The 26,653-nt window shown below is 52.1% G+C and carries 21 protein-coding genes; 16 read left to right on the forward strand and 5 right to left on the reverse strand.

Features of this window, described 5'->3' with window-relative positions; genetic code table 11:
- The first annotated feature begins 245 nt into the window (after window positions 1-245).
- The gene (locus tag G465_RS12935) at window positions 246-1,757 is read left to right on the forward strand and encodes a methyl-accepting chemotaxis protein (protein ID WP_022652546.1); all 1,512 of its coding nucleotides are present in this window, start codon (window positions 246-248) and stop codon (window positions 1,755-1,757) included.
- Here the strand turns inward: G465_RS12935 and G465_RS0100665 are convergent.
- Complete coding sequence (locus tag G465_RS0100665) at window positions 1,735-2,478, reverse strand: response regulator transcription factor (protein ID WP_245556733.1); 744 nt, start codon at window positions 2,476-2,478, stop codon at window positions 1,735-1,737. The genes G465_RS12935 and G465_RS0100665 overlap by 23 nt on opposite strands.
- Window positions 2,460-4,535: a PAS-domain containing protein gene (locus G465_RS12940; protein ID WP_022652548.1), complete on the reverse strand. Its 2,076-nt coding sequence runs from the start codon at window positions 4,533-4,535 to the stop codon at window positions 2,460-2,462. Before G465_RS12940 ends, G465_RS0100665 begins: the two co-directional genes overlap by 19 nt.
- A gap of 164 nt (window positions 4,536-4,699) precedes the next feature.
- On the opposite strand from G465_RS12940, the gene G465_RS0100680 reads away from it, so the two are divergent.
- The 3 genes from G465_RS0100680 to G465_RS0100690 all read left to right on the forward strand — a co-directional run bounded on the left by G465_RS0100680 (window position 4,700) and on the right by G465_RS0100690 (window position 8,427).
- Window positions 4,700-6,343, forward strand: a complete 1,644-nt coding sequence (locus G465_RS0100680; protein WP_022652550.1) for an acyl-CoA synthetase — start codon at window positions 4,700-4,702, stop codon at window positions 6,341-6,343.
- A 102-nt stretch (window positions 6,344-6,445) separates the two neighbouring features.
- Window positions 6,446-6,757: a DUF485 domain-containing protein gene (locus G465_RS0100685; RefSeq protein WP_022652551.1), complete on the forward strand. Its 312-nt coding sequence runs from the start codon at window positions 6,446-6,448 to the stop codon at window positions 6,755-6,757.
- Window positions 6,754-8,427 carry a cation acetate symporter gene (locus tag G465_RS0100690; protein ID WP_022652552.1) on the forward strand — a complete coding sequence of 558 codons (1,674 nt, stop codon included), beginning with the start codon at window positions 6,754-6,756 and terminating at the stop codon, window positions 8,425-8,427. Before G465_RS0100685 ends, G465_RS0100690 begins: the two co-directional genes overlap by 4 nt.
- 166 nt (window positions 8,428-8,593) lie before the next feature.
- Here G465_RS0100690 and G465_RS0100695 read toward each other — a convergent pair whose 3' ends face one another.
- Entirely contained in the window at window positions 8,594-10,282 is a 1,689-nt protein-coding gene (locus tag G465_RS0100695; RefSeq protein ID WP_022652553.1) for an AMP-binding protein, read from the reverse strand.
- A gap of 115 nt (window positions 10,283-10,397) precedes the next feature.
- Here G465_RS0100695 and G465_RS0100700 point away from each other — a divergent pair, with 115 nt between their 5' ends.
- From G465_RS0100700 to G465_RS14880, 9 genes are all read left to right on the forward strand, one after another.
- A complete protein-coding gene (locus G465_RS0100700) occupies window positions 10,398-10,805 on the forward strand; it encodes a MerR family transcriptional regulator (RefSeq protein WP_022652554.1) in 408 nt (135 codons plus the stop codon).
- 127 nt (window positions 10,806-10,932) lie between these two features.
- Window positions 10,933-12,102 carry an isovaleryl-CoA dehydrogenase gene (locus G465_RS0100705; protein ID WP_444541695.1) on the forward strand — a complete coding sequence of 390 codons (1,170 nt, stop codon included), beginning with the start codon at window positions 10,933-10,935 and terminating at the stop codon, window positions 12,100-12,102.
- A gap of 21 nt (window positions 12,103-12,123) precedes the next feature.
- A complete protein-coding gene (locus G465_RS0100710; protein ID WP_022652556.1) occupies window positions 12,124-13,722 on the forward strand; it encodes a carboxyl transferase domain-containing protein in 1,599 nt (532 codons plus the stop codon).
- A 12-nt stretch (window positions 13,723-13,734) separates the two neighbouring features.
- Entirely contained in the window at window positions 13,735-14,523 is a 789-nt protein-coding gene (locus G465_RS0100715; RefSeq protein ID WP_022652557.1) for an enoyl-CoA hydratase/isomerase family protein, read from the forward strand.
- A gap of 13 nt (window positions 14,524-14,536) precedes the next feature.
- Window positions 14,537-16,498, forward strand: coding sequence for an acetyl-CoA carboxylase biotin carboxylase subunit (locus G465_RS0100720; protein ID WP_022652558.1), 1,962 nt, complete (start codon window positions 14,537-14,539; stop codon window positions 16,496-16,498).
- A 24-nt stretch (window positions 16,499-16,522) separates the two neighbouring features.
- Window positions 16,523-17,422, forward strand: a complete 900-nt coding sequence (locus G465_RS0100725) for a hydroxymethylglutaryl-CoA lyase (RefSeq protein WP_022652559.1) — start codon at window positions 16,523-16,525, stop codon at window positions 17,420-17,422.
- A gap of 46 nt (window positions 17,423-17,468) precedes the next feature.
- Complete coding sequence (locus G465_RS0100730; protein ID WP_022652560.1) at window positions 17,469-19,409, forward strand: acetoacetate--CoA ligase; 1,941 nt, start codon at window positions 17,469-17,471, stop codon at window positions 19,407-19,409.
- A gap of 129 nt (window positions 19,410-19,538) precedes the next feature.
- Complete coding sequence (locus tag G465_RS12945) at window positions 19,539-20,693, forward strand: sialidase family protein (RefSeq protein WP_022652561.1); 1,155 nt, start codon at window positions 19,539-19,541, stop codon at window positions 20,691-20,693.
- On the forward strand, window positions 20,690-21,313 hold the full coding sequence (locus G465_RS14880; protein WP_022652562.1) for a hypothetical protein: 624 nt from the start codon (window positions 20,690-20,692) through the stop codon (window positions 21,311-21,313). Before G465_RS12945 ends, G465_RS14880 begins: the two co-directional genes overlap by 4 nt.
- Here G465_RS14880 and G465_RS0100745 read toward each other — a convergent pair.
- The gene (locus G465_RS0100745) at window positions 21,310-23,487 is read right to left on the reverse strand and encodes a patatin-like phospholipase family protein (protein ID WP_022652563.1); all 2,178 of its coding nucleotides are present in this window, start codon (window positions 23,485-23,487) and stop codon (window positions 21,310-21,312) included. The genes G465_RS14880 and G465_RS0100745 overlap by 4 nt on opposite strands.
- Window positions 23,487-24,566: a pyridoxal phosphate-dependent aminotransferase gene (locus G465_RS0100750; protein ID WP_022652564.1), complete on the reverse strand. Its 1,080-nt coding sequence runs from the start codon at window positions 24,564-24,566 to the stop codon at window positions 23,487-23,489. Before G465_RS0100750 ends, G465_RS0100745 begins: the two co-directional genes overlap by 1 nt.
- Window positions 24,567-24,697: 131 nt before the next feature.
- Here G465_RS0100750 and G465_RS16425 point away from each other — a divergent pair, with 131 nt between their 5' ends.
- From G465_RS16425 to clsB, 3 genes are read left to right on the forward strand one after another with little or no spacing between them, the layout of a single operon-like run.
- On the forward strand, window positions 24,698-25,090 hold the full coding sequence (locus G465_RS16425; protein ID WP_308417096.1) for an endonuclease/exonuclease/phosphatase family protein: 393 nt from the start codon (window positions 24,698-24,700) through the stop codon (window positions 25,088-25,090).
- Window positions 25,000-25,467: an endonuclease/exonuclease/phosphatase family protein gene (locus G465_RS16430; RefSeq protein WP_308417097.1), complete on the forward strand. Its 468-nt coding sequence runs from the start codon at window positions 25,000-25,002 to the stop codon at window positions 25,465-25,467. The genes G465_RS16425 and G465_RS16430 overlap by 91 nt, the downstream gene beginning before the upstream one ends.
- 7 nt (window positions 25,468-25,474) lie before the next feature.
- On the forward strand, window positions 25,475-26,641 hold the full coding sequence (gene clsB, locus G465_RS0100760) for a cardiolipin synthase ClsB (RefSeq protein WP_022652565.1): 1,167 nt from the start codon (window positions 25,475-25,477) through the stop codon (window positions 26,639-26,641).
- Window positions 26,642-26,653 lie beyond the last annotated feature (12 nt).

Consider the following 26,653-nt stretch of genomic DNA (forward strand, 5'->3'; position numbering starts at 1 on the left):
TCATTGCCGCACGCAAACCGCGTGAGATTGGCAGGACAAATTATTTTTTTAGCATGACCCAACCCCCAACAAAAAAAGCTATTGGGATTTTTTGCAAAGCAGCAAATCCCTGTCTTTACAAATATTTATCGCCCAACGCTTGACGCAAAACAAAATAAAACATACGTTTGAACCCCTCAATTCACCGTCGAGTGAAATAACGCATTAGGCAACACCCCATACTAATAACGAGAGGAAAACATCGTATGCAGCAACGCCCATCGCCGACAGAATGGTTTATCCCAGAACACATACGGCAACAACCCGAACAAATGATCCGCGCCCGCACCACTGTGGGCGTGGCACTTTTAGCTGGCACGATTGCCCCTCTCTTTGCCTTGTCCTATTTCAAACTGCAGCATCCAGCGATGGGGTGGGGGATTGTATTAGGCGGGGCGTTGATGTTTGTAATGGCGTTTTTCTTACGCCTCAGTGGTGCGGTAACCGTTGTGGGCTATGCCGTCAGTGCCGTGATGTTTGGCATGGTGACATGGATGGTGTATGTCAACGGTGGCATTTTATCGACCAGCATCGTGTGGTATGCCTGTGTACCGGTCGCGGCCACCTTTGTGTCAGGACGGCGAGCCGGCATGATTTGGGCGCTGTTGAGCTTTCTTTGCATTGGTTTGTTTTTATTTTTATACGGCCAAGCCGATGCCTTGCCCCATAGCCCGATTGCGGTGGAGCGGATTCCAGAGCTGCAAGCAAAGTCACTGATTGGGCTGATTTTGGTGGTGTTGGCGCTGAGTTTGGCATTCGATAGTGCAAAAACCCGTGGTTTTGCCAAGTTGGAAATTGCCCGCGAACAAGCAGAAACCGCCAGACAACAGGTCAGCGAGATGCTGACACAATTAACCCGTTCGGTGCGCTCGGCCAGCCGCGAAAGCAAAGAAATCGCCGATTCCACGCATTTCATGGTGCAAACCATGGAGGCGCAAAGTGCGCGTACGCAAGGCATGGTGGTCACCGTACAACAAATGTCCACCCTTGCCGGCCAAACCGCTGGTCAATCTGAAGAAGCAGCACAAACCGCCCGTTCAGCCGGAGAAGAAGCCACGGACGGCGGCAATATTATGAATCAAGCGGTATATCGACTTGATGAAGCACAACAGGCAATTTTATTGTCTTCGCAAGCAATTGAAGAATTAGGGCGGCGTTCGAGCGAGATTCGCGGCATTATCGAAATGATTAACGAGATTGCCGAACAAACGAATTTGCTGGCCTTAAATGCAGCGATTGAGGCGGCCCGCGCCGGTGAAGCTGGGCGCGGTTTTGCAGTGGTATCCGATGAAGTCCGCAAATTGGCCGAGCGTACCCAAGGTGCAACGCAAGACATTACTCAGCGCATTAACCTCATCACCAGCGGCACAGAATCGGCCCTCAACGCCATCCGACAGGGCTCTAGCCGGATGGCTGATGGCACCGAACATACGCGACAGGCACAACAACGCTTGGAACAAATTATTCGTGGTGCGCAACAGATTGCCCGTATGTTAGGCCGTGCAGCGGAAGCCAATAAAACACAATCGGCAGGTTTCGATACCTTTAGCCATGACATCACTGATTTTGGTCAGGCCACGCTCGCCTTATCATCCGAAACCGCCTCGATTGCACGTTCTATCGCTCGTTTAGACAAACTGATGACCGAGTTGGGCGAATTTGTACGGCGTTTGGATGCAGAACGTGAGGACGAAGTTATTCCCACGTCACGGTACTGACAAACAAATAGCCAGCGCCATAGACGGTTTTAATTAAGCGCGGATTGTGGGTGTCATCGCCTAATTTACGGCGCAAACGCGAAATCCGCACATCAATACTGCGGTCAAACGGGGACATATCGTTTTGACCGAGTAATTGTTCACGCGGCAACACACGGTTTGGACGCTCGAGAAAACGCTGTAGCATTTGCCCTTCGCTGGCACTGATGGATTTTTTACTGCCATCCGGCGCAAACAAGGTATAGCTCTCGGGGTCGTAGCGCCAGCCAGAAAAACACGCAATTCGCGTATTGTCTGGCCCTAATTCTGCCGCTTGTTCACAACGCCGCAGAATACTGCGCAAACGCGCCACCAATTCGCGGGGTTCAAACGGTTTCATTACATAGTCATCAGCACCGATTTCTAAGCCCATGACGCGATCTCCGACATGACCTCGTCCGGTCAAAATCATCACGCCACAGCGGGTTTTCGCCCGTAGCTGACGCACGATTTCCATGCCGTCCATATCTGGCAAACCGAGGTCGATAATGCACAAATCGGGGGTCGCCGTCCGTAAGCGGCGGAACAGTTCGCTGCCGGTGCGGAAACACTCGCACTTGAATTGATAGTCGCGCAAGATGGTGGCGATTAAACGCGCCACCGACATATCGTCTTCTACCAGAAAAATCAATTTTTCCTGTCGAGTGGTGGTTTCCATAGCAGTTAAAGGGGTCGTTGACACATTATTACCTCATCCAGGACCTGTGATAACTGTTCCTGGGTAAACGGTTTTTCAAGAATAGGGACAGCCTGCAAGCTGGGATGCGAGACACTCGAACCCGCCGCATGACCACTCATCAACACCACCCGCAAATGCGGACGATGACGACGCGCAAAATCTGCCAAGGTGCGGCCATTCAGTTGGCCGGGCATCACCACATCTGACAGCAGCAGACCAATTTCAGCGATATTTTCCACCATTGCGGCGGCTTCATCACCATTTTCTGCTTCAAGGACAGGATAGCCCAAGCCAGTCAGTTGCAAACGCACAATCCGCCGCACTTCAGGATCATCCTCGGTTAACAGCACCAAGGGTTTGTCACGGCCACCCGCCCGACCGCTGAAATTCAAGCGTCCAGTCGGCACCGACTCCTCATCAGCGCAAGGCAAGAACAGCGATACCACCGTGCCTTTGCCCAATTGGCTATCGAGGCGAATACCGCCGCCAGATTGCTGCACAAAACCATACACCATCGCCAGCCCCAAGCCACTGCCCGAGCCAAAACGCTTGGTCGTAAAAAAGGGCTCGAACACGCGCATTTGGATGGTGGGGTCTATCCCAGTGCCGTTATCACGCACCGAAATGCGGATATATTCCCCTACCTGCATCTGGCAATCTTGCGCTTCTTCTTCGGTCAGTGGATGGCGAGTGGCTTCAATTAACAATTCGCCACCTTCAGGCATCGCATCACGGGCATTGAGCACCAAATTAAGGATGGCGCTTTCCAGTTGATGCGGGTCAACCGTGGCATATAGCGGTGTCTCACCCAGTGCTGTGTTCATGGTGATATTTTCCGGCAACGAATTTTCCGGCAACGAACGCCGCAATAATTTCATCATGCCAAGAATCAAACCGCCGATTTGTACAGTTTTGGGTTCGAGTGGCTGTTGTCGCGAGAAAGACAATAAACGCTTAATCAGCTCGACGCCGCGCTCGGCAGCATGGAGCGCAGGCTCTAAAAATTCGGTCACTTGTGGGTCTTGCCCACAACGATTTTGTAACTCGGCCAAGTTACCAATCACCACCGTCAACATATTGTTAAAGTCGTGCGCCAGCCCACCGGCCAGTTGACCCACGGCTTCCATTTTCTGCGCTTGAACCAAGGCAGCTTGTGTATGTTTTTGCTCAGTAATGTCAAATGACAGCACAAAACACCCTAACACCTTCCCCTCTGGCGAGACCTCGGGCACCAAGGTGCTGCGGGCAAAAATGGTGCTGCCGTCCTCTTTTTCCATCGAATATTCATACGTGACGCGCGCCCCAGTCAGCGCCTGTTCAACATAACTTTTGACGGCGGCATAGAACTTAATCCCGAGCGCCGCTTCGATATGGTGGCCTACGATGTGCTCATTACGGCGACCAAACCAATCAGCGTAGCCGCGATTGGCATAGCGATAGACTTGTTCATGGTCAAAATAGGCAATCAGAGCCGGAATGGTATCGGTCATCAGCCGCAATCGTTCCTCACTGCGCTGCAATGCAGCAGTCATTTGACTGTTGATTTCACTGGCTTCGCGCAAGCGCGCATTGGCCGCTTCAAGCTCAGCCGTTCGCCGCCGCACACTGTCTTCGAGTTGAGCATGATGTTGTTGTACCACCTGCTCTAAAGCGCGCTGTTCTGTGATGTCGGTATATAACGTGATGTAACCAAGTTCGGGCAAAAACTCGCCATGTAGCTTCAAAATGCGCCCATTTGGCCGCACCCATTCGGTTTGATCGGTTAATACCGCCCGTGCTTGCTCCACAATCAGCCGCACCCGTTGTTCAGCATCGCCTTCGCCATATTCTCCATGCAGTGCGTTATGACGAATAAACGCTTCAAACGGTGTTCCCAATTTTGGCAGCGACTCGGGGAAGTCTAAAAGCTGTAAAAAGCGACGATTCCACGCCATTAAGCGTAGATCTGTATCGAACAGCGTCAGACCCTGATCTAGCCAATCTAAGCCCACCAGTAAATGCTCATGGAGATGAGTTTGGGGTTCGTTAGCCGAAGAGGCTGGACGGACGCTTTCAGTCATAGAAAACCTCATACAATAAAGACCGCGCTGCGCAAAAAGCAGGCGCATAGTGAACTAAAAACACCACAAAATGGTGCACTGCAAACATTCGTTACGATTGGTACAAAGTTTTGCAAATTGTTCCATGAATTATGAACGGATAAAAACCAAATGAAGGAGAACTCATGCAAGCGGCTAACCCCTATCAAATCGGTTTGGACAAAACCCCTGCTAATCACGTTTCTTTGTCGCCTCTGACGTTTTTAGAGCGCGCAGCAACAGTTTATCCAAATACCATTTCCGTCATTCACGGCGATCAGCGTTTTACTTGGCAAGAAACTTATGCCCGCTGCCGTCGTCTGGCTTCTGCTTTACAACAACGCGGCATCGGTAAAGGGGATACCGTTGCGGTGATGTTACCTAACATCCCAGCCATGGTTGAATGTCATTTTGGCATCCCTATGACCGGTGCGGTGCTCAACACCCTCAACACCCGCTTAGATGCCGAGGCGATTGCCTTTATGCTCAAGCATGGTGAAGCCAAGGTATTGATTACCGACCGCGAATTCTCTGACACCATCGCCGGTGCATTGAAATTGTTGGAACAGCCTCCGCTGGTGATTGATGTCGATGATGTCGTTTACACCGGCAGCGGTAAATGCTTAGGTGAAATCGAATACGAAGCCTTCATTGCTACAGGCGATGCTAATTTTGCTTGGGGTATGCCAGCCGACGAGTGGGAAGCGATTGCCCTGAACTACACCTCGGGCACCACCGGCAACCCGAAAGGTGTGGTTTACCACCATCGCGGCGCGTATTTGAACGCGGTTTGTAACATCTTGGAATGGGGTATGCCACGCCATGCGGTGTATCTGTGGACGCTGCCGATGTTCCATTGCAATGGCTGGTGCTTCCCGTGGACGATGGCAGCCAATGTTGGCACCAATGTTTGCTTACGCCGTATTGATGCCCGCGCCATCTTTGATCTGATCAAAGAACACAAAGTGACGCACTACTGTGCCGCCCCGATTGTTCACAATTTGCTGATCAATGCCCCTGCTGATTGCAAAGAAGGCATTGAACACGGTGTGAATTGCTTGGTTGCCGGCGCTGCACCACCCTCGTCGGTGATTGAAGGCATGGAAAAACTGGGTTTCAACATCACCCACGTTTACGGCCTGACTGAAACCTATGGCCCTGCTTCGGTGTGCGCTAAACATCCAGAGTGGGACAACCTCACCTTGGCTGATCGCACCGAGAAAAATGGTCGTCAAGGCGTGCGCTATTCGATGCAAGATGGCATGACCGTCATGGATCCTAACACCATGACCGAAGTGCCACATGATGGCGAAACCATGGGCGAAATTATGTTCCGTGGTAATTTGGTGATGAAGGGTTATCTGAAAAACCCCGATGCCACCAATGAATCTTTAGCCGGCGGCTGGTTCCATACCGGTGACTTGGCGGTGATTCAACCTGATGGCTACATCAAAATTAAAGACCGTTCCAAAGACGTGATTATCTCGGGTGGTGAGAACATTTCTTCGATTGAAGTGGAAGATGTGTTGTGCCGCTATCCCGGCGTGATTACAGCGGCGGTGGTTGCCTTGCCAGATCCAAAATGGGGTGAAGTCCCTTGCGCCTTCGTTGAATTAGCCGAAGGCTTAGAGGGCAATGAACAAGCGGTGATCGAGTATTGCCGTGAACACCTCGCTCGCTTCAAAGTGCCAAAACAAATTCACTTTGGCCCAATTCCCAAAACCTCGACCGGTAAGATTCAGAAGTTCCTGCTGCGCCAACAGGTGAAGTCGGCCTCTGCCATCGAGTAATCGTATTACCCCCTGTTTCACCTACCCCATCAACCTGCACAACGGGTTGATTGGGGTAGTTTCACCCAGAAAAACCTAAAAACGTATCGAGAAGGATGAAATATGAGCAAAGACCTATATCAACGCATGCGCGACAACCCGCGCTTTAATGAGTTGGTCACTAAACGTTCACGCCTCGCTTGGGGTCTCGCTATTCTGACCTTGGTGATTTACTACACCTATATGATGCTGGTCGCATTTAACCCTAAAGTGTTACACGCCACATTATCCGAGGGCGGCATGTTGACAGTCGGTGTGCCAGTTGGTGCTTTTATTATCTTTATCACTTGGGCCATGACCGGTTATTACGTCTGGCGCGCTAACACCGAGTTTGACTCCCTGAACGAGGAAATCGTGAAGGAGGCCAAAAAATGAAAAAATTTGTTTCCGGTTTAACAGGCGTTGCCCTGAGCTTGGCAACCACTTTAGCCATCGCTGGCCCTGCAGCGAGTGGCGTAGTAGAAAAACAGCCATTGAACATTCACGCCATCGTGATGTTCTTTATTTTCGTGCTCGGCACCTTAGCCATCACTTGGTGGGCGGCGAGTAAGACACAATCGACCTCCGATTTCTACACCGCAGGCGGTGGTATCACTGGCTTCCAAAACGGTTTAGCGATTGCGGGTGACTACATGTCCGCAGCCACCTTGTTAGGTTTGTCCAGCTTGGTGTTCTCTAAAGGCTATGACGGCTTTATCTACACCGTTGGCTTCTTCGTCGGTTGGCCAATTATCACCTTCCTGATGGCGGAACGTCTGCGTAACTTGGGTCGTTTCACTTTTGCTGATATTGCTTCCTATCGCCTCGACCAGACCAAAATTCGGACTTTTGCTGCATTTGGTTCGTTGACGGTGGTGTGTTTCTATCTGATCGTACAGATGGTGGGTGCGGGTCAGCTGATTCAGTTGCTGTTCGGTCTGGATTACCCTATCGCTGTGGTGGTAGTGGGTGTCTTGATGCTGGTGTATGTGATTTTCGGCGGCATGATTGCAACCACTTGGGTGCAAATCATTAAAGCGGTGTTGTTGTTGGTGGGTGGTACCACACTGGCAGCGTTGGCGATGAGCGAGTTTGGTTTCAGCTACGAAACGCTGGCACAACAAGCTGTTGAAACACATAAAGATGGCTTCAAAATGATGGGCCCAGGCCCAATGTTGGCCGACCCAATCAATGCCGCCTCGATGTCCTTGGGCTTGGTGTTTGGTATTGCTGGTTTGCCACACATCATGATGCGTTTCTTCACCGTGCCAAACGCTAAAGAAGCGCGTAAATCGGTGTTCTACGCAACAGGTTTCATCGGTTTCTTCTTCTTGGTGGTATGTACCATTGGTTTTGCTGCCATCGTGATGATCGGTAAAGATCCACAATACTTCGTGGGCGGTGAGCTGGGCGGCAAGTTGATCGGTGGTGGCAACATGGTTGCAATGCACATGGCGAAAGCGGTGGGCGGCAACTTGTTCTTAGGCTTCTTGTCTGCAGTGGCGTTTGCAACGATTTTGGCTGTGGTGGCAGGTTTGGCCTTGGCTGGTGCATCGGCGGTGTCGCATGACTTGTATGCAACTGTGATCAAGAAAGGCAAAGCCAACGAGAAAGACGAACTGAAAGTATCGCGTATCGCGACTATCGTGTTGGGTCTGATTGCGGTGGTGTTGGGTATTCTGTTCGAGAAAATGAACGTTGCGTTCTTGGTTGGTCTGACCTTCGGTGTGGCCGCTTCGACTAACTTCCCAATCTTGTTGTTGTCGATGTACTGGAAACCATTGACCACTCGCGGCGCTCTGGCCGGTGGTTTTGTGGGTCTGATCTCTGCCGTGTCCTTCGTAGTGTTGTCGAAGTCGGTGTGGGTAACAGTATTGGGCAATGAAGCAGAAATCTTCCCATACGAACATCCAGCTTTGTTCTCGATGCCGCTGGCCTTCTTGGTCACCATGGTGGTGTCGCTGTTGGATAACTCGCATCAAGCAACCGAAGAACGTGCTCGTTTCGACGATCAATTCGTTCGTGCACAAACTGGTGTAGGTGCTGCAGCTGCATCGAATCACTAATCGTTAGTGTCGTAGTCTCAAAAAAGACCAACAGTTCGCTGTTGGTCTTTTTTTGGCTTGTGGTTTGGATAGGTCAGCGGGGTGGTTGCATAGCCGAAAAAAAGCGGACTGGCACTGATGTACCAAGTCCGCCCAGGGGGATCGAAGCGAGGGAGTTGGAGCAGGATTACGCTGTGGTTGCCTCTTGTAGCCCTAATTTCTCTTTCATCTGATCGCGCATAACAAATTTCTGAATCTTGCCAGTAATCGTCATCGGGAAGGCCTGCACAAACTCGATATAGCGCGGGATTTTGTAGTGGGCGATTTGACCACGACAAAACTCACGGATGTCTTCTTCGGTAGCGGTTTGCCCCTCTTTTAACTTAATCCAAGCGCACAACTCCTCGCCATATTTCTGATCCGGCACACCAATCACTTGCACATCTTGGATTTTGGGATGGCGATATAAAAATTCTTCAATCTCGCGTGGATAAAGATTTTCTCCACCACGAATCACCATATCTTTCACCCGACCAACAATATTGCAGTATCCCTCATCGTCTAATACCGCTAAATCCCCAGTGTGCATCCAACCAGCGGCATCAATCGCTTCCGCTGTTTTGGTTTCATCACCCCAATAACCCAACATCACCGAATACCCTCGGGTGAGCAATTCGCCGGTGCTACCGCGAGGCACAATCCGTCCAGCGTTATCGACAATTTTCACCTCAACATGCGGATGCACCTGCCCGACAGTGGTAACCCGTTTTTCTAGGCTGGTGTCGGTTAGGCTTTGGAAGCTGACGGGGCTGGTTTCGGTCATACCATAGGCAATGGTCACTTCTGCCATATTCATTTCCGCCACCACCCGTTTCATCACTTCAATCGGGCATGGGCTACCGGCCATAATCCCCGTGCGAAGGGTAGAAAGTTGGTATTCCTCAAATTCAGGATGGTCGAGCACCGCAATAAACATGGTCGGCACACCGTGCAAGGCGGTGCATTGCTCTGCTTCAACCGTTTCTAAAACCGCTTGGGCATCAAAGGCTTCAGATGGGAATACCATCGCTGCACCGTGGGTAATACACGCTAAATTGCCCAATACCATCCCAAAGCAGTGATACAACGGCACAGGAATACATAAGCGATCTTGTTCGGTTAAACGCATCGCCTCACCGACAAAAAAGCCGTTATTTAAAATATTGTGGTGCGATAACGTGGCGCCTTTAGGCTGGCCAGTGGTGCCGGACGTAAACTGGATATTGATTGGGTCATCAAATTGCAGCAGTGCTGCTTGTTCGCGCAGTGCCGCCCGTTCTTCGGCAGTGGGCTCAGCCAAGAGGCTGGCAAAATTCAATAAACCACGGCTTTGGCCTTCGCCGAGGCGAATCACGATTTCCAAATTGGGCAGACGCTGTGCTTTGAGCTGACCCGGGATAGCGTTTTTCCATTCCGGTGCTAAGTCGTACAACATCTCTAAATAATCGCTGCTCTTAAACTGTGGCGACACAATCAAAGCCCGACAACCCACCTTATTCAGCGCGTATTCCACTTCGGAACGGCGATACGCTGGGTTGATATTCACCATCACCAGCCCCGCATAGGCGGTGGCAAACTGTGTTAACACCCACTCAACATTGTTTTGTGACCAAATCCCTATCCGATCACCGGCTTGCAAGCCCAATCGTCGTAAACCACATGCCATACGTTCAACTTGCTCGAATAAATCGGCATACGTCCAACGAATGTTCTGATGCCGCACAATCAAGGCCGGACGATCAGCAAATTGTTGGCAGATTTTTGGGAAATAGGTTGCTAACGATTCACCAATTAAAGATTGATCGCTTGCACCGTGGACATAGCTAGGTAAAGGCATGGTGTCTCCTGTATTGTGATGCCTCAGCAAAAAAAGCCATTGAATGCTAGCGCATTTCGCTTACCATTACGTTAACGTAAACTTGCCCCATTAAACAAGAGCCCGCCCACCGATCATGGAAAAAACCTACACCATCACCGAACTGGCCGATGAATTCGGCATTACCCTGCGTACCCTCCGTTTTTACGAGGAGCAAGGCCTTATCACCCCGATTCGTGAGGGCCGCCAACGTATTTTTTCGCGGCGTGATCGGGTGCGCCTAAAGCTGATTTTACGCGGTAAGCGACTTGGCTTATCCATCAACGAAATTCGTGAAATTATTGATTTATATGGATCAAAACCGGATGAAGCCAGTCAATCGCTGAAATTATTGGCCTCATTATCTATCCGCCGCCGCCAGCTCGAACAGCAAAAGCATGATATTGAAATCATCCTCGATGAAATCGAAAAACTCGAAGCCCATTGCCGCCAAGTATTGACCACCGCCACCACGCCAAACGAGGGGCAAAGCGACACAGCGTAAAGGTGATGGATGTCATTTTGTTGAAGCCTGCATATTGACGCTTACGTCAACGTAACTTAAAGTCTCGCTTACACAACCATTCTTCGCTTACACAACCATTCTTACATCGGATTCTCGGAGGAGACCCATCATGATTAGCCTGCCATTTGATTTGGGTGAAGACTTAGATATGTTGCGCGACAGTGTGCGCCAGTTTGCACAAAACGAAGTGGCACCCCGTGCCGCTGCCATCGATCACGACAATGTGTTCCCAGAAGATTTGTGGAAAAAATTTGGTGATATGGGATTGTTGGGGATTACCGTCGATGAAGAATACGGCGGTGCCAACATGGGGTATCTGGCGCACATGATTGCGATGGAAGAACTGTCCCGTGCTTCGGCCTCTGTCGCATTGTCGTACGGCGCGCACTCGAATTTGTGTGTCAACCAAATCAAACGTAACGGCAATGCCGCACAAAAAGCCAAATATCTGCCCAAACTGATTTCAGGTGAACATATCGGTGCTTTAGCGATGTCCGAACCTAATGCAGGCTCAGATGTGGTGTCGATGAAATTGCGTGCGGATAAAAAAGGCGATCGCTATGTGCTCAACGGCGCCAAGATGTGGATTACCAACGGTGGCGATGCCGATACCTTAGTGGTCTACGCCAAAACGGATGTTAATGCTGGTCCACGCGGTATCACCGCTTTCATCATCGAAAAAGGCATGAAAGGCTTTAGCGCCGGCAGCAAGCTCGACAAATTAGGGATGCGCGGTTCGAATACCTATCCGCTGTTCTTTGATGATGTGGAAGTACCAGAAGAAAACGTATTGGGCGAAGTCGGCAAGGGTGTCAATGTATTGATGTCTGGTCTTGACTTTGAACGTGCCGTCTTGGCGGCTGGCCCATTGGGCATTATGCAATCGTGCATGGACATTGTGTTGCCTTACCTCAATGAGCGTACCCAGTTTGGTCAATCCATCGGTGATTTCCAACTGATGCAAGGCAAATTAGCCGATATGTACGTCACCCTTTCCGCCAGCCGTGCTTATGTCTATGCCGTTGGTCAAGCATTGGATGCCGGCCATCAAGGTCGTCAAGTACGTAAAGACGCTGCCGGTGCCATCTTGTATGCCGCAGAAAAAGCCACGCAAATGGCGTTGGATGCCATCCAATGTCTGGGGGGCAATGGCTACATCAATGAATACGCCACTGGCCGCCTGTTGCGCGATGCCAAATTGTATGAAATCGGGGCAGGAACTTCAGAAATCCGCCGCTGGTTGATTGGCCGCGAATTGATGGCCGAATTGCGTTGATTGTTTGAAGGACACTCCCCCATGCCTATCCTCGAATCAAAACTCAATCCACGCTCGGCTGACTTTCAGCTCAATGCGGAAAAAATGCGCAGCATCGTGGCCGATTTGCGTGAAAAAGTCGCAAAAAATGCTCTCGGCGGCGGTGAAGGCCCACGCGCCAAACACCTTGCACGCGGCAAATTATTGCCACGGGAACGGATCGATCTGTTGTTAGATGCTGGTGCGCCCTTTTTAGAACTGTCGCAACTGGCTGCCTTCGGGATGTATGACGACCAAGCGCCCGGCGCAGGGGTCATCACCGGCATAGGGCGAGTGTCTGGCGTCGATTGCATGATCGTCGCCAACGACCCTACCGTCAAAGGGGGAACTTACTACCCGATGACGGTGAAAAAACACTTGCGAGCACAAGACATTGCTCGTGAAAACCGGCTTCCATGCGTTTACTTGGTCGATTCTGGCGGCGCCTTCCTCCCGCTGCAAGATGAGGTCTTTCCAGACCGCGACCATTTCGGACGCATTTTTTATAACCAAGCCAATATGAGTGCGATGGGCATTCCACAAATTGCGGTGGTGATGGGGTCGTGTACGGCCGGTGGGGCGTATGTCCCAGCGATGAGTGACGAAACCATTATCGTCCGTAATCAAGGCACCATTTTCTTGGGTGGCCCACCGCTGGTACGCGCTGCCACGGGTGAAGTGGTCACTGCAGAAGAATTGGGTGGTGCCGATGTCCATACCCGTATTTCGGGCGTAGCCGATCATCTGGCAGAAAATGACGCCCATGCTTTGGCGATTGCACGACAAGTGGTGGCCAATCTTAACCACCGCCGCGCCGACGACCTCACCCGCAGCGCCAGCTTGCCCCCACGCTACGCCAGCGAAGAAATTTACGGCGTGATTCCAGCCGATGCCAAAAAACCGTTTGATGTGCGTGAAATTATTGCCCGCCTTGTCGATGATTCGGCCTTTGATGAATTCAAACAAAACTACGGCACCACTTTAGTCACCGGTTTTGCACGAATTGATGGCTGGCCAGTCGGCATTATCGCCAACAACGGCATTTTGTTCTCCGAATCAGCGTTAAAAGGCGCCCACTTTGTCGAACTGTGCTGCCAACGCGGTATTCCCTTAGTGTTTTTACAAAATATCACCGGCTTTATGGTCGGGAAAAAATACGAAAACGGCGGCATTGCCAAAGATGGCGCGAAACTGGTTACAGCAGTGGCCTGTGCCAAAGTCCCCAAATTCACCGTGTTGATTGGCGGTTCGTTTGGCGCAGGCAACTACGGTATGTGTGGCCGTGCTTACAGCCCACGCTTCTTGTGGATGTGGCCAAATTCGCGCATCTCGGTGATGGGCGGTGAACAAGCCGCTGGGGTGTTAGCACAGGTCAAGCGTGAGCAATTGGGCGATGCGTTTACAGCAGAAGATGAAGAAAAACTCAAAGCCCCAGTGCGCGAACAATATGAACGGCAAGGCCATCCTTACTATGCCAGTGCGCGTTTGTGGGATGACGGCGTGATCGACCCAGCACAAACACGAGAAGTGTTAGCGTTGGCACTACAAGCGGCGTTAAACGCACCGGTTGAACCGACACCCTTCGGTGTCTTCCGTATGTAAGCGAGGGCGATCATGTCATTTGAAACACTCGAAATCACCCAAGACGATGCCATCGCGACGGTTTGGATGAACCGGCCAGCCTTTCACAATGCTTTTAACGAAACGCTGATTAGCGAACTGACACAAGCGTTTAGCCAACTGGGACAGGATGACAGTGTACGTGTCATCGTGTTGGCAGGCCGTGGCAAAAGTTTTTCTGCTGGGGCGGATTTGGACTGGATGAAACGCGCCGCTGGCTACACCATCGAGCAAAATCGAGCCGATGCCGACAAATTAGCCGCCATGTTGAAAACCATCTACCGTTGTCCAAAACCGACTGTAGCGCGGGTGCATGGCGCAGCCTTTGGTGGCGGCACAGGTTTAACTGCCGTGTGCGATATCGCGATTGCCTCTGATGCAGCGGTTTTTTCCCTGTCTGAAGTTCGTCTTGGTTTGATTCCCGCCACGATTGGCCCGTATGTCGCAGATGCGATTGGCTGGCGACAAGCCAGACGCTATTTCTTGTCTGCCGAAAGAATGGATGCTGCCACTGCCATGCGTATTGGTTTAGTCCATGAAACCGTGGTGGCCGAGGCACTCGACAGCCGTTTACAAACCGTGTGTGCAGAACTGCTCAAAGGCGGCCCAGCGGCACAACATGCGGCCAAAGATTTGTTAGAAGGTTTGCGCCAAGGCCATCCCTTCGATGACAACTTGTTAGAAGATACCGCGCAACGTATTGCGGCGATTCGCGCCACCGCAGAAGCCCGTGAAGGCTTAAGCGCATTTTTTGAAAAGCGCCCTGCCGCTTGGTTAGCGTAAGGAACTGTCAGTTATGTTCACAAAAATTTTAATTGCGAACCGTGGTGAGATTGCTTGCCGTGTCATTAAAACAGCACGCCGCATGGGGATCCGCACCGTTGCCGTGTATTCTGATGCCGACCGCGATGCGCTTTTCGTGCGGCTTGCGGATGAAGCCGTGCATATTGGCGGTGCGCCAGCGGCTGAAAGCTATTTACAAGCCGAGCGTATTGTCGAAGTCGCCAAACGCACCGGCGCACAAGCCGTCCATCCCGGTTATGGTTTCCTCTCGGAAAATGAAGGTTTTGCCGAAGCATGTGCCCGTGAAGGCATTGTCTTTATTGGCCCACCCGTGTCAGCAATTGCGGCAATGGGTTCAAAATCAGAAGCCAAAAAACTGATGGAAGCCGCCGGTGTGCCACTGGTCCCCGGTTATCACGGCGATGAACAAGCCCCCGATTTTCTGCGGCAACAAGCCGACCAAATGGGCTATCCGGTGCTGATTAAGGCCAGTGCCGGCGGTGGTGGTAAGGGAATGCGGATTGTTGAAAAGTCAGAAGACTTTATCGCCGCCCTCGAATCGTGCCAACGTGAGGCACGTGCCAGCTTTGGTAGTGACCATGTGTTGGTGGAAAAATACCTACAAAAACCGCGCCACATCGAAATTCAAGTGTTTGCCGACACTCACGGCAACACCGTTTATCTGTTTGAACGCGATTGCTCGGTGCAACGTCGTCATCAAAAAGTATTAGAAGAAGCCCCTGCCCCGAATATGGGCGAGACACGCCGCCGCGATATGGGTGAAGCCGCCTGTGCGGCCGCACGCGCCGTGAACTATGTCGGTGCCGGCACGGTGGAATTTATTGTCGATACCACCGATGACCGTTTCTATTTCATGGAAATGAATACTCGGCTGCAAGTCGAACATCCGGTGACAGAAATGATCACTGGGCTCGATTTAGTGGAATGGCAATTGCGGGTCGCAGCAGGGGAAACCTTACCAAAACAGCAAGCAGAGCTGGTGATTCACGGCCATGCTATCGAAGCGCGGGTCTATGCTGAAGACCCTTATAAAGGCTTTTTACCTGCCACCGGTACCTTACACACCCTGCGCCCACCGGCAGAATCGGCGTATGTACGGGTCGATACCGGCGTGGTCGAAGGCGACACCATCACCCCGTTTTACGATCCGATGATTGCCAAGTTGATTGTATGGGATGAAAACCGCGAGACCGCTTTGGCGCGGATGGAACGGGCGCTGAGTGAATACCAAGTGGTGGGTTTAACCACTAACTTGCCGTTCTTACATCGTTTGGTAACCCACCATGCGTTTGCTACTGCCGATTTAGACACCGGCCTGATTGCACGTTATCAAGATACCTTACTGACCCCACCACCAGCGATCAGTGCCGAAGAATTGGCCTTGTTAGCTGTCGCAGAAGTGTTAGCTGACAACCCCGACAGCCGCCGTGCCAGCTGGCGCCTCAATAGCGTGGCACAACGCAGCCTGCGTTTTGATGATCTTGAAGATGCTGATCGCCATTGGACAGTACAAATCAGCCAACAAAACGGGCAATTTTGTGTCATTGTTGACCAACAGCGTTTTGAATTAAGCGCCGAACGTCAAGGGGCGCGCCTGATTGCCACGTTGAACGGTCATCGCCGCCAAGTCGATGTATTTGCACAGGGGGCACAGCGGGTTTTGTTCAGCGCCACCCGTCGCGTCGCGGTCAATCGCCACAATCCCTTTGCAGTCAATGCCGCAGGGGTTCATGGTGATACCCACTTAAAAGCGCCAATGCCCGGGCGCGTGGTGGCCTTGCTAGCCGAAGTAGGTAGCCGCGTTGAAAAAGGCAGCCCGTTGATGATTTTGGAAGCCATGAAGATGGAACACACGATTTCTGCGCCAGCAGATGGTGTGGTACAAGAGTTCTATTTTGCCGCCGGCGATCAAGTCGGTGATGGCGACGACCTCGTCGATTTTATGGCGGATTAACCCTCCCTTCAGGAGCCACTCACTATGCGAGTCAGAATTGTCGAAGTCGGGCCACGCGATGGCTTACAAAATGAAAAACAGCGCATCAGTACCGAGGTCAAAATCGAGCTGATTCGCCGCCTCGCCGCCGCCGGTGTCGATACCATCGAAGCAGGCAGTTTTGTCTCGCCCAAGTGGGTACCGCAAATGGCTGATACCAACGAGGTGTTAGCCGCACTCGATTTACATGGCAATATCAACTACCCAGTCTTAACCCCCAATCAATATGGCTTTGAACAAGCACTTGCTGCCGAGGTGAAGGAAGTCGCGGTATTTGCCGCTGCCAGCGAATCGTTCAGCCAAAAAAATATCAACTGCTCAATCAGTGAGAGCCTTGATCGCTTCTCACCCATCATGCACAGCGCCCAACAAGCCGGCATTCGGGTACGCGGCTATGTTTCTTGTGTGGTCGGCTGTCCGTATGAAGGAGAGATTGCCCCCAGCCAAGTGGCACAAGTGGCCCAGCGGCTATTGGACATGGGCTGTTATGAAATTTCGCTCGGCGACACAATCGGCAGCGGCAATCCAGCTAATGTGGCGCGGATGTTAGATGCGGTGTTAGATCATGTCCCTGCGGATAAACTGGCGGGGCATTTCCACGACACCTACGGCATGGCGATTGCCAATATTTACACCGCCTATCAAATGGGTGTACGCGTGTTTGACAGTTCGATTGCGGGTTTGGGCGGCTGTCCCTATGCCAAGGGCGCCTCGGGCAATGTCGCAACCGAAGATGTGGTGTGGTTGTTCCAAGGGCTCGGTGTTGAAACAGGGATTGATTTGACACGCTTATTAGATGCCACCGCCTTTATCAGCCAAGCCCTCGAACGCGCCCCAGCCAGCAAAGTTAGCCAAGCGCTATTAGCAAAACGCAATACACAATAAAAGAGACGAATCCCGATTGCAGGATTCATTGGAGGAGAAACCTACTATGTCCGCCCCGTTATGGCAGCCAAGCGCAGAACATATTCAATCCACTCGTTTGTCAGCATTTATCCGCCACACTCGGCGTGAGTTTGCTGACTACCAAGCCCTACACCGCTGGAGTGTCGAAGACAGCGAAGCCTTTTGGCAAGAGGTCTGGCAATTCACTGGCGTAATAGGGGACATGGGCAGCGAGCGCTTACGGCAACCCACGGCCATGCCCGGCGCGGAATGGTTTCCCCAAGCCAAATTGAATTTTGCCGAGAACCTCTTGCGGCGGCGTGATGAACGGCAGGCCTTGGTTTTCTGGGGTGAAGATCAGTGCAAAACCCAGCTGAGTTATGCCGAACTGTATGCAGCCGTTTCGCGATTGGCCCAAGCCTTACGGGCGCAAGGGGTGGGTGTCGGCGACCGCGTTGCGGGGATGATGCCGAACATGCCAGCCACCTTGGTTGCCATGTTGGCCAGCAGTGCTATCGGAGCGATTTGGTCGTCTTGTTCGCCTGATTTTGGGGTGGATGGTGCCCTTGATCGTTTTGGTCAGGTCGAGCCCAAAGTGTGGTTTGTGCCAGATGGATATTGGTATAACGGCAAGAAAATTGATATTGCCAGCAAAGTCAGTGCGATTGCCGCCGGTTTACCAACCGTCAGCCGCATTATCACCGTGCCATATATCCATGACGGCACGCTGGCAGGTTTCAGCGATGAACGGGCGCAAAATTGGGATGACTTCCTTGCCCCGTATCCGGCAGGTGAGATTGAGTTTGTCCGCTTGCCGTTTAATCACCCCCTCTACATTCTGTTTTCTAGCGGCACCACCGGCAAGCCAAAATGTATTGTCCACGGTGCCGGCGGCACGCTATTACAGCATGTCAAAGAACATCAACTCCATGCCGATGTGCGGGAAGGCGACCGCCTGTTTTACTTCACAACCTGCGGTTGGATGATGTGGAACTGGTTGGTGTCGGGTTTGGCTTCGGATGCCACGCTGTTGTTATACGATGGTTCGCCGTTTGCCGCCGGTGGTAATGTGCTGTGGGATTACGCACAAGCCGAACATTGCACCCACTTCGGCACCTCGGCGAAATACCTTGATGCGGCGGCCAAAATGGGCTTAAAACCCGCACAAACCCACGATTTAAGTGCATTACGCGCCATTTTCTCCACCGGTTCGCCACTGGTGGCTGAAGGTTTTGATTATGTCTATCGCGACATTAAAGCCGATCTCAATTTGGCCTCTATCTCTGGTGGCACCGATATTGTGTCGTGCTTTGCCCTCGGTTGTGCCAATTTGCCGGTTTATCGCGGCGAATTGCAATGCCGTGGTTTGGGGATGGCGGTCGATATTTTTAATGAACAAGGACAACCGATTCGGCAAGAAAAAGGCGAGTTGGTGTGCACCAAGCCGTTCCCATCTATGCCCGTGGCGTTTTGGAATGACCCCACCGGCGAAAAATATCGCAGTGCCTATTTTGGCCGTTTCGCCAATATCTGGTGTCATGGCGACTTTGCTGAATTAACCGAACACGATGGCATGATTATTTATGGCCGTTCGGATGCGGTGCTCAATCCAGGTGGGGTGCGTATCGGAACGGCGGAGATTTATCGCCAAGTCGAACAAGTGCACGAGGTGTTAGAGTCTTTGGCCTGCGGCCAACGCTGGGAGGGTGATGAACGGGTGGTGTTGTTTGTTAAATTGCGAGAGGGCATTGCACTGGACGACAGCATCAGCCAACGGATTAAACAGCAAATTCGTGAGGGTGCCAGCCCACGCCATGTGCCAGCCAAGATTCTGCAGGTGGTTGATATTCCAAAAACCATCAGCGGCAAAATCGTTGAATTGGCAGTAAAAAATGTCATTCACAACGAACCGGTACACAACTTGGGGGCACTGGCCAATCCTGAGGCACTGGCACATTTCCGCGACAGAGCAGAATTACAAAATTAACAAAATCTCGGCTTTTCGCCGGTGAACTCAACAGCAATGAAAATGAGCCGAGGGGATCCACACATTCCCCTCGGTTTTTCTGCTTTTTGACAAAACAGTGCGGCAATACGCTGTGCTACACTGCGGCCCATGTTTGCTTCTTCTCGTCGCGCTTGGCGCATTCGTCCTCTATTTCTTCTGTTGTTGGTATGTGGCTTAGCGCCGTTGTTGTGGCGACAAGAAACCCAGACCAACCAGTTGGCCTTACCTGCTCACTTTCCGTTTAGCCCAGAGCAGCGCATGGCAACCTATCGCGAAACCAGTTTGCCCACCGTCAGCGGTTCACCTTCGGTTCACGCCGCCAGTGCAGTAGCGCTAGAAGGAGGCCAGCTATTGGCTGTTTGGTTTGCTGGCAGCCGCGAAGGCGCCGCCGACGTTGCGATTTGGTCAAGCCGCTTTGATGGTGTCAGTTGGTCAACCCCACAAAAGTTAGCAGACCGTCATAGCACAATGCAGCAAACACAACGCTATGTGCGTAAAGTCGGCAACCCAGTGTTATACAGCAGCTCGGATGGGGCTTTGCATCTGGTCTATGTCTCGGTCAGTGTAGGCGGTTGGGCCGGCAGTGCGCTCAACCACCGCATTTCCTACGATCAGGGCAAAACTTGGCAACCGGCACAGCGCCTGATCAGCAGTCCCTTTTTCAATATCAGCACCCTCGCCCGCGCTCAACCACTGGCTTTGAATGATGGTCGGGTGTTGCTGCCGGCGTATCACGAGTTTGTGAACAAATATCCGCAATTTTTATTGTTGGACAAAGGGACAGTGCAAGGTTCGAGTGCGGTTTTGCGAGCAGTCGATACCCTGCAACCGGCTCCGCTTGCGCTCAACGGACAGCAAGCGATGGCATGGCTACGCAGTAGCGGTGAAACCCGTAAAGTGCAATTTGTCAGCAGCAGCGATGGTGGCAAAAAATGGACCGCGCCGCAGGCAACCAATGTAGAAAACCCCAATGCAGCCGTGGCCAGTGTGCGGTTGGATGATGGCAAAATTTTATTGCTGGCGAATCCCTCCACCGGTGGCCGCTATCATCTCGCGGCCTTTCTGTCGGATAACGGCGAACAGTTTGAATTTGTCCGCAGTCTAGCCGGTAGCAGCACCCCGAGTGGGGACGAGTTTTCCTACCCCTATTTATTGCAACATAACGGGGTGATTGATTTGCTCTACACATGGCAACGCAAAGAAATTCGCCATGTGCGCTTTAACCGCGCTTGGTTACAAGCAGGCAAGGAGACTCTGCCTTGAATCCGCTTTCTTTAACTGATGCCGTCGGGCTGGCTGGGCAAGCATGGTTATTGGCCGCTTTAAGCAGTTATGGCCTGCGGCAACATAGCCCAGTGGTCGTGCGCTTTGGCATTGGCCTTGTGGTGTTTCTCTTGGCACTATCGCTACCGATTGCGGGTTTGTCTATCGCTGCTTGGTTGCGTGGTCTGTGGGGCGATCTGAGTATCAGCAGCATGTTGGTATTACTATTCCTACAGCGTCAGCCACCCCGCGATCACTATCAAGGTGAAATTGCTGGCCTAACACGCCCAGAATGGTTAATTGGTTTGTTATTGCCAGCGCTGGTGTTGTATAGCAGTGCGTTGGGGTTTGTGCCGTGGGATGGTTATAGCCTCGGTTATCAAACCCCATTTGCCATTGCAGTGGCAGTGGTGGCGTTATTGTGGCACAGCTTGGGCTATCGCCTCGGTTGGTATTTGGTGTGTGGCTTAATCGCGTGGCAATTAGGGTTATTAGAATCCCAAAACTTGTGGGATTACTTATTTGATGCGGGACTGATCTTAGTTGGGGCAGGACATAGTTTGTACCGCTGGTGGCGGCCACTGTCACAGCGGCACGCCTATGGTCGCGGTTGGCTTTAGTAATCGACCCCCAAATAGAGATAACCAGTGGCATCGCCGCCCTTGGCATGTCCAACACCCAAGAACAACGGCCCAAGCAAGGTATCGGTTACCACAAAGGCCGATGCCGCTGGCACCCACTCATCACGAACTTGAATCAGCCCTTGGCCTTCCCACACACGTCCTGCTTCGAGCGAAAAGCCAGCATATAAACCGGTGCCAAAAGGTTGTGACATGGCGGCAATTTGGCGGTAACTCATTAGACGAGCAAACGCCAACCGTGAGCCAAGCAGTTGTTTGGGCTTCAAGCCGGACAAGCTCAAGAACCCACCTAGAGCAAAAGCATTCACCTCGGCAGCGCGGCCAAATTGTTGCGCATAACGGCCACTCACGCGCCACGTCTGTTTGCCCCAAGTGTGCGCCCAATCGCCGCGTGCCCGTAATACGGTGCTGTCTTCGCCAAGTAAATGCGCCAACTCAGCACTGACAAAATAGCCTTGACGCGGTAAGCGCGGGTTATCAAATTGGTCGATCAACAAGCGGCTAGAGAATTGGGTCAACCAACCGCGTTCATTGGCAAATAAACTCGGGTCGCCCACTTTGCGCTCGGCACTGATGCGGTTGCGCTCAATCCCCGTCCGCCATTCACCATAATTGCCTAAATTGACCCCGACTTCGGCACGCAGATAGTTGCGATATAAGTTATAGCGCGAGTATTCATTGCCATCGATGTCATAGACACTAAACGGCTCGGCATTCCGCCCTGCACCCAAAGCAAAGAAATAGGGGCTGGTATAGCTGAAAGGCTGGAACCATTCGGTCGAAAAACCTCCGCCGCGCCCCAGTTCTAATTCGTTGCGCCATTCACCACCGGCATCATTCAGCCAAATACGGCGATGGCTAAATAACAAATTAAAGTCGCTGCTGTCGTCGGTGTCGGCGCGCAGCGATAAGCCAAAGCGCAGGTAATTGGGGGCTTGCGCTCGTTCGAGGGCTTCGATAGTGAGAATGTTGTGCTGTTCACGTTGATCGAGGCGATAGTTCAAGCGATCAAAATCACCACCGGCAAATAAATGTTCAATTTGCTGGTGCAACTGCGGTTGGTCTAACGGTTGTCCGGTGGTAACCGGTAACGCCTGTTTAATCCATTCCCGATTGGCAATTTCTAATGGTTTGACTTCCACTTGATCGACACGCGGCGCGTGAGGTTGCCATTGTTCGCGGCGTTGTTTCCACGCTTGATACGCTTCTGGCGACACCGCAAAGCGTTGCAAGGCCGCCGCCAGTGGTTGAATTGCTTGTTCGCCTTTTACTGCAAATTCGGCGCTTTTGCGGAAGTCGGCTGCACTCAACGCCCCCAATTCTGGACGCAACACCATATCCGCCGGTGTCAACAAGGCCAGTTGCTGCCGCACGTTTTGCATAATGCCGACATTGGTGGTTTGCGCCAGCACATCAAATACCGTTTTAATTTGCTGTGGGGCGAGATTGTCCGAGCCAACATCCACCACTAACAGCACATCGGCACAGCGTTTTTGCTTCAGATTCTCAATTGGCAGTTGACGAGCCAACCCACCATCCACCAACAAGGTTTCACCCTGCGCCACCGGATCAAATAAGCCCGGCACCGCCATGCTGGCGCGCAACGCCGTTGCCAGCTTGCCTTGACGAAACACCACTGCCTCGCCGGTGGTTAAATCGGTCGCCACCGCTTCGAAGGGGATCGGCAGCCGGTCAAATGCCGCTACTTCAGCATCACGGGTTAACTCACGGATAAATAAATCAATTTTTTGTGAATTGATGGCACCGCGTGGAAATTGAAATTGCCAATTGCGTACCCCAAGCACCACATCAAAATAATTTTTGTAGTCATCGCGTTTGCGTTGATACGGCACTTGTTCACGCGGCACCCGCCCCGACAAAATACCGTCCCAATCCGCCGTGGCAAAAGCGCGTTCCATCGCCGGCAATGGCATTCCGCTGGCGTAAAAACCACCAATCAGCGAACCAGCACTGGTGCCGGCAATACACGCCACCGGCACCCGCCACGCTTCTAGCTGTTTTAATACGCCCAAGTGGGCAAAACCACGCGCCCCGCCGCCGCCCAGCACAAGCCCCAAACGCGGCGGTGTCGTTTGTGCTATCGCCACGCTAGAAAATAAGGCCAACACCACCGCCGTTTTCAGCCAACGCATCACAACTCCCCAGCTTGTGCAGCAGCAAAGACTGCTAAAAACGGCTCGGTTAAGGCGGCAGGATGGGCGCTAATGCGCAATAGATGGGCGCTGGCAGGGTGAGGGGGGCGATGAATAGCGATACCGTCTTGCCATAAACGGTGCTGAATCGCCTGTGCTTGTTCGACCTGTGGCAACACCACACAGACAAAATTAGTGGCGGAAGGCAACACATGATAATCGAGTTGGGCCAGTGCCTGCGCCAGCCGATCGCGCAGGGCGATGCTATGTGCCACTAAGCCACGCGACCACGCCGGATCAGCCAACGCAGCCAAGGCTGCTAACTGTGCCGGATGGGACACAGCAAATTGGATGCGAATTTGATCCGCTTTTGCAATCACCTCCGGTTCTGCCAACACATACGCCACCCGCATTCCTGCCAACGCATAGGCTTTGGAAAAAGTACGAACACGAGCCGTATTCGGCAAGATCGTGCCTTGTTCGCTGTCTTGATAAAAATCGATATACGCTTCATCAAGCAGCAAGAAGGTATCGGACGGTAAACGGGCGCGGAAGGCGGCAATCTCGGCAAAGGAATACACCGAGCCGGTGGGGTTGTCTGGATTGGCTAAATAGACCAGTTTGGCCTGATGTTGTTCGGCAGCGGCAGCCAAAGCGGTCAGGTCGTGCTGCAGGGTATCGGTGTAGGGGCATTCAAATAAGTTCACACCACAGCCACGCGCAAAATAAGGGAAAGTGGGATAGCTACCTGCGGTTAACACCACCGCATCACCTACTTGGCAAAACAGCCGCAAAAACAGCAATAACAGCGCATCTGCACCGGCATCCACCGCAATGCACTCGGCGGTCGTGCCCCAGCGTTCGGCCAGTTGTTGACGTAAATCGCGAGCATAGGGATCGGGGTAGTAGGGCGCGCAGTCGGCTAGATTCAGCTGTGCCACCGGATGGGCTGGATAAGGTGGGCTTTCATTTGAACCAATACGAGTTGGAACAGCATGCCCCAATTGTTGTTCTAATGTTCGAATCCCGGGGAAGGGATTGATAATAGGCTGTTGTAGATGTGGGACAAAATTTGCCATGTTGGTTTTCCTATGTTGAACGGCGGCAAAGAGACGACAGACAAGCGCAAAAGTATGAGGGGCTTGAGTTGGCCTTGCGTTGTGCTAGATTGCCCATCATCTTGCCTCTATCACTTTGCGCGCGGTGCCCGATGCTAAAACCTCTCCGAATTGCCTCATACAATATCCACAAAGGCATGTCGCCGCTCAATCGCCGCCTTCAATTGCCGAATATGGCCGAGAGTTTGCAACAACTCAACGCAGATGTGTTGTTTTTACAAGAAGTGCAAGGCCGTCATGGTCAACGGGCCTTGCGCTTTGCCGATTGGCCACACGAGCCACAGCATCACTACCTCGCCCGCCGTTTACAACACCGCGTTGCCTATGGTTTAAACGCTCACTATGCCCACGGTCATCATGGCAACGCGATTTTGTCGCGCTTCCCGATTCAGCAATGGTGCGGTGCAACCTTGATATTTCTGTCAACCGTTTTGAAAGCCGTGGCTTATTACATTGTGAGTTACAGCTACCACGCTGGCCGGTAACAGTTTCGGCGCTGTGTGTTCACCTCAATTTATTGGCACGCGACCGCCGCAAGCAATTTTCTGCATTAAAAGACTATATTCAACGCGCTGTGCCGGCTGATCATGCTTTGATTTTGGCAGGGGATTTTAATGATTGGCGCGGCGAGGCTTGCGACCATTTGAGTGAAGATCTTGGATTACAAGAAATTTTTCACCATCTCCACGGTCACTATGCCCGTAGCTTTCCGGCACGTTTCCCCTTGTTGTCATTAGATCGCATTTATGTGCGTGGTCTGGTACCACACCATGCCGAAGTGCTGCGCGGCGCACCGTGGGGCGCGCTCTCCGATCACCTGCCGCTTGCGGCAGAGTTGCTACCTAGCATTTATTTACACTGACTTTGTGATGGTTCATTCTTGGTATTCTGGCAATCAGGTTGATTTACTCGAAACTGGCAGCGAGTTTTTTCCTGCTTTATTACACGCTATTGAGCACGCCACACAGGAAATTCATCTCGAAACCTATATTTTTCGGGTTGACAGTGCCAGCCAGCCGATCGCGATGGCCTTAGCAGCAGCGGCACAGCGTGGTGTACGTTGTTATGTGTTGGTGGATGGATTTGGTTCGCGTGATTTTCCTGAGCTGTGGCAACAACGCTTTCACGCTGCCGGTGTCGAATTTTTATTTTTCCGCCCCGAACGACTACGCTGGTTGCCACGGCGTAACCGCCTGCGCCGCCTGCATCGTAAATTGGCGATGATTGATGGCACGATTGCCTTTGTCGGCGGCATCAATTTACATCACGACTTAGACGATGCCGAACCTCATTTTTTGCCGCGTTATGACTACGCAGTGCGGCTACGCGGGCCGATTGTGTTGCCGATTTATCAAACCATCAAAAAAATGTGGCGGCGTGAAAGGTGGTTGCGCGGTTCAATTGCCCCCGTTCCAAGATTGATCCCCAACCAACAGCCAGCGGGCGAATTAAATGTCCGGTTTCTAACCCGTGATAACGTCCGCCATCGGCAAAGCATCGAAATTGAATACCTCAAAGAAATTCACAGTGCGCGCCGTGAAATTATCATCGCCAATGCTTATTTTTTACCAGGGTTCCGCTTTCGCCACGCCATCAAACATGCGGCACAGCGTGGAGTGAAGGTGAAAATTTTGCTGCAAGGTCGAGTTGACCATACGATTTTTTACTATGCCACCCGCGTGTTATTTCGTGATTTTCTGCGCGAAGGGGTCGAGATTTACGAATATCGCGCAGGGTTTTTACATGCCAAAGTCGCGATTGTTGATGGATTATGGGCGACAGTCGGTTCATCCAATATCGACCCCTTTAGCTTGATGTTGGCGCAAGAGGCCAATGTAGTGGTAAAAAACCACCTGTTTGCCGACCATCTCCGTCATCGGGTGCTAACACGAATTGAACAATATAGCCGCCCTGTGCACCTACTACGGTTGCGCCACGCCCATTGGTTAGAGCGTAGTTTGATGTGGTGTTGTTATGCGTTTGTACGGGCGGCGGTAGGGATTGCCGGATTGGGACAGCGTTATTTTCGCGGTTAATGGCTTGTCATG

The sequence above is a fragment of the Aquaspirillum serpens DSM 68 genome, assembly GCF_000420525.1.
In the GTDB taxonomy this organism is placed as follows: domain Bacteria; phylum Pseudomonadota; class Gammaproteobacteria; order Burkholderiales; family Aquaspirillaceae; genus Aquaspirillum; species Aquaspirillum serpens.

Bases quoted from the DNA above. Each gene is read 5' to 3' on its own strand.
- G465_RS12935 (WP_022652546.1), top strand. From the start codon at position 246: ATGCAGCAACGCCCATCGCCGACAGAATGGTTTATCCCAGAACACATA.
- G465_RS12940 (WP_022652548.1), bottom strand. From the start codon at position 4,535: ATGACTGAAAGCGTCCGTCCAGCCTCTTCGGCTAACGAACCCCAAACT.
- G465_RS0100680 (WP_022652550.1), top strand. From the start codon at position 4,700: ATGCAAGCGGCTAACCCCTATCAAATCGGTTTGGACAAAACCCCTGCT.
- G465_RS0100685 (WP_022652551.1), top strand. From the start codon at position 6,446: ATGAGCAAAGACCTATATCAACGCATGCGCGACAACCCGCGCTTTAAT.
- G465_RS0100690 (WP_022652552.1), top strand. From the start codon at position 6,754: ATGAAAAAATTTGTTTCCGGTTTAACAGGCGTTGCCCTGAGCTTGGCA.
- G465_RS0100695 (WP_022652553.1), bottom strand. From the start codon at position 10,282: ATGCCTTTACCTAGCTATGTCCACGGTGCAAGCGATCAATCTTTAATT.
- G465_RS0100700 (WP_022652554.1), top strand. From the start codon at position 10,398: ATGGAAAAAACCTACACCATCACCGAACTGGCCGATGAATTCGGCATT.
- G465_RS0100710 (WP_022652556.1), top strand. From the start codon at position 12,124: ATGCCTATCCTCGAATCAAAACTCAATCCACGCTCGGCTGACTTTCAG.
- G465_RS0100715 (WP_022652557.1), top strand. From the start codon at position 13,735: ATGTCATTTGAAACACTCGAAATCACCCAAGACGATGCCATCGCGACG.
- G465_RS0100720 (WP_022652558.1), top strand. From the start codon at position 14,537: ATGTTCACAAAAATTTTAATTGCGAACCGTGGTGAGATTGCTTGCCGT.
- G465_RS0100725 (WP_022652559.1), top strand. From the start codon at position 16,523: ATGCGAGTCAGAATTGTCGAAGTCGGGCCACGCGATGGCTTACAAAAT.
- G465_RS0100730 (WP_022652560.1), top strand. From the start codon at position 17,469: ATGTCCGCCCCGTTATGGCAGCCAAGCGCAGAACATATTCAATCCACT.
- G465_RS12945 (WP_022652561.1), top strand. From the start codon at position 19,539: ATGTTTGCTTCTTCTCGTCGCGCTTGGCGCATTCGTCCTCTATTTCTT.
- G465_RS0100745 (WP_022652563.1), bottom strand. From the start codon at position 23,487: ATGCGTTGGCTGAAAACGGCGGTGGTGTTGGCCTTATTTTCTAGCGTG.
- G465_RS0100750 (WP_022652564.1), bottom strand. From the start codon at position 24,566: ATGGCAAATTTTGTCCCACATCTACAACAGCCTATTATCAATCCCTTC.
- G465_RS16425 (WP_308417096.1), top strand. From the start codon at position 24,698: ATGCTAAAACCTCTCCGAATTGCCTCATACAATATCCACAAAGGCATG.
- G465_RS16430 (WP_308417097.1), top strand. From the start codon at position 25,000: ATGGTGCGGTGCAACCTTGATATTTCTGTCAACCGTTTTGAAAGCCGT.
- clsB (WP_022652565.1), top strand. From the start codon at position 25,475: ATGGTTCATTCTTGGTATTCTGGCAATCAGGTTGATTTACTCGAAACT.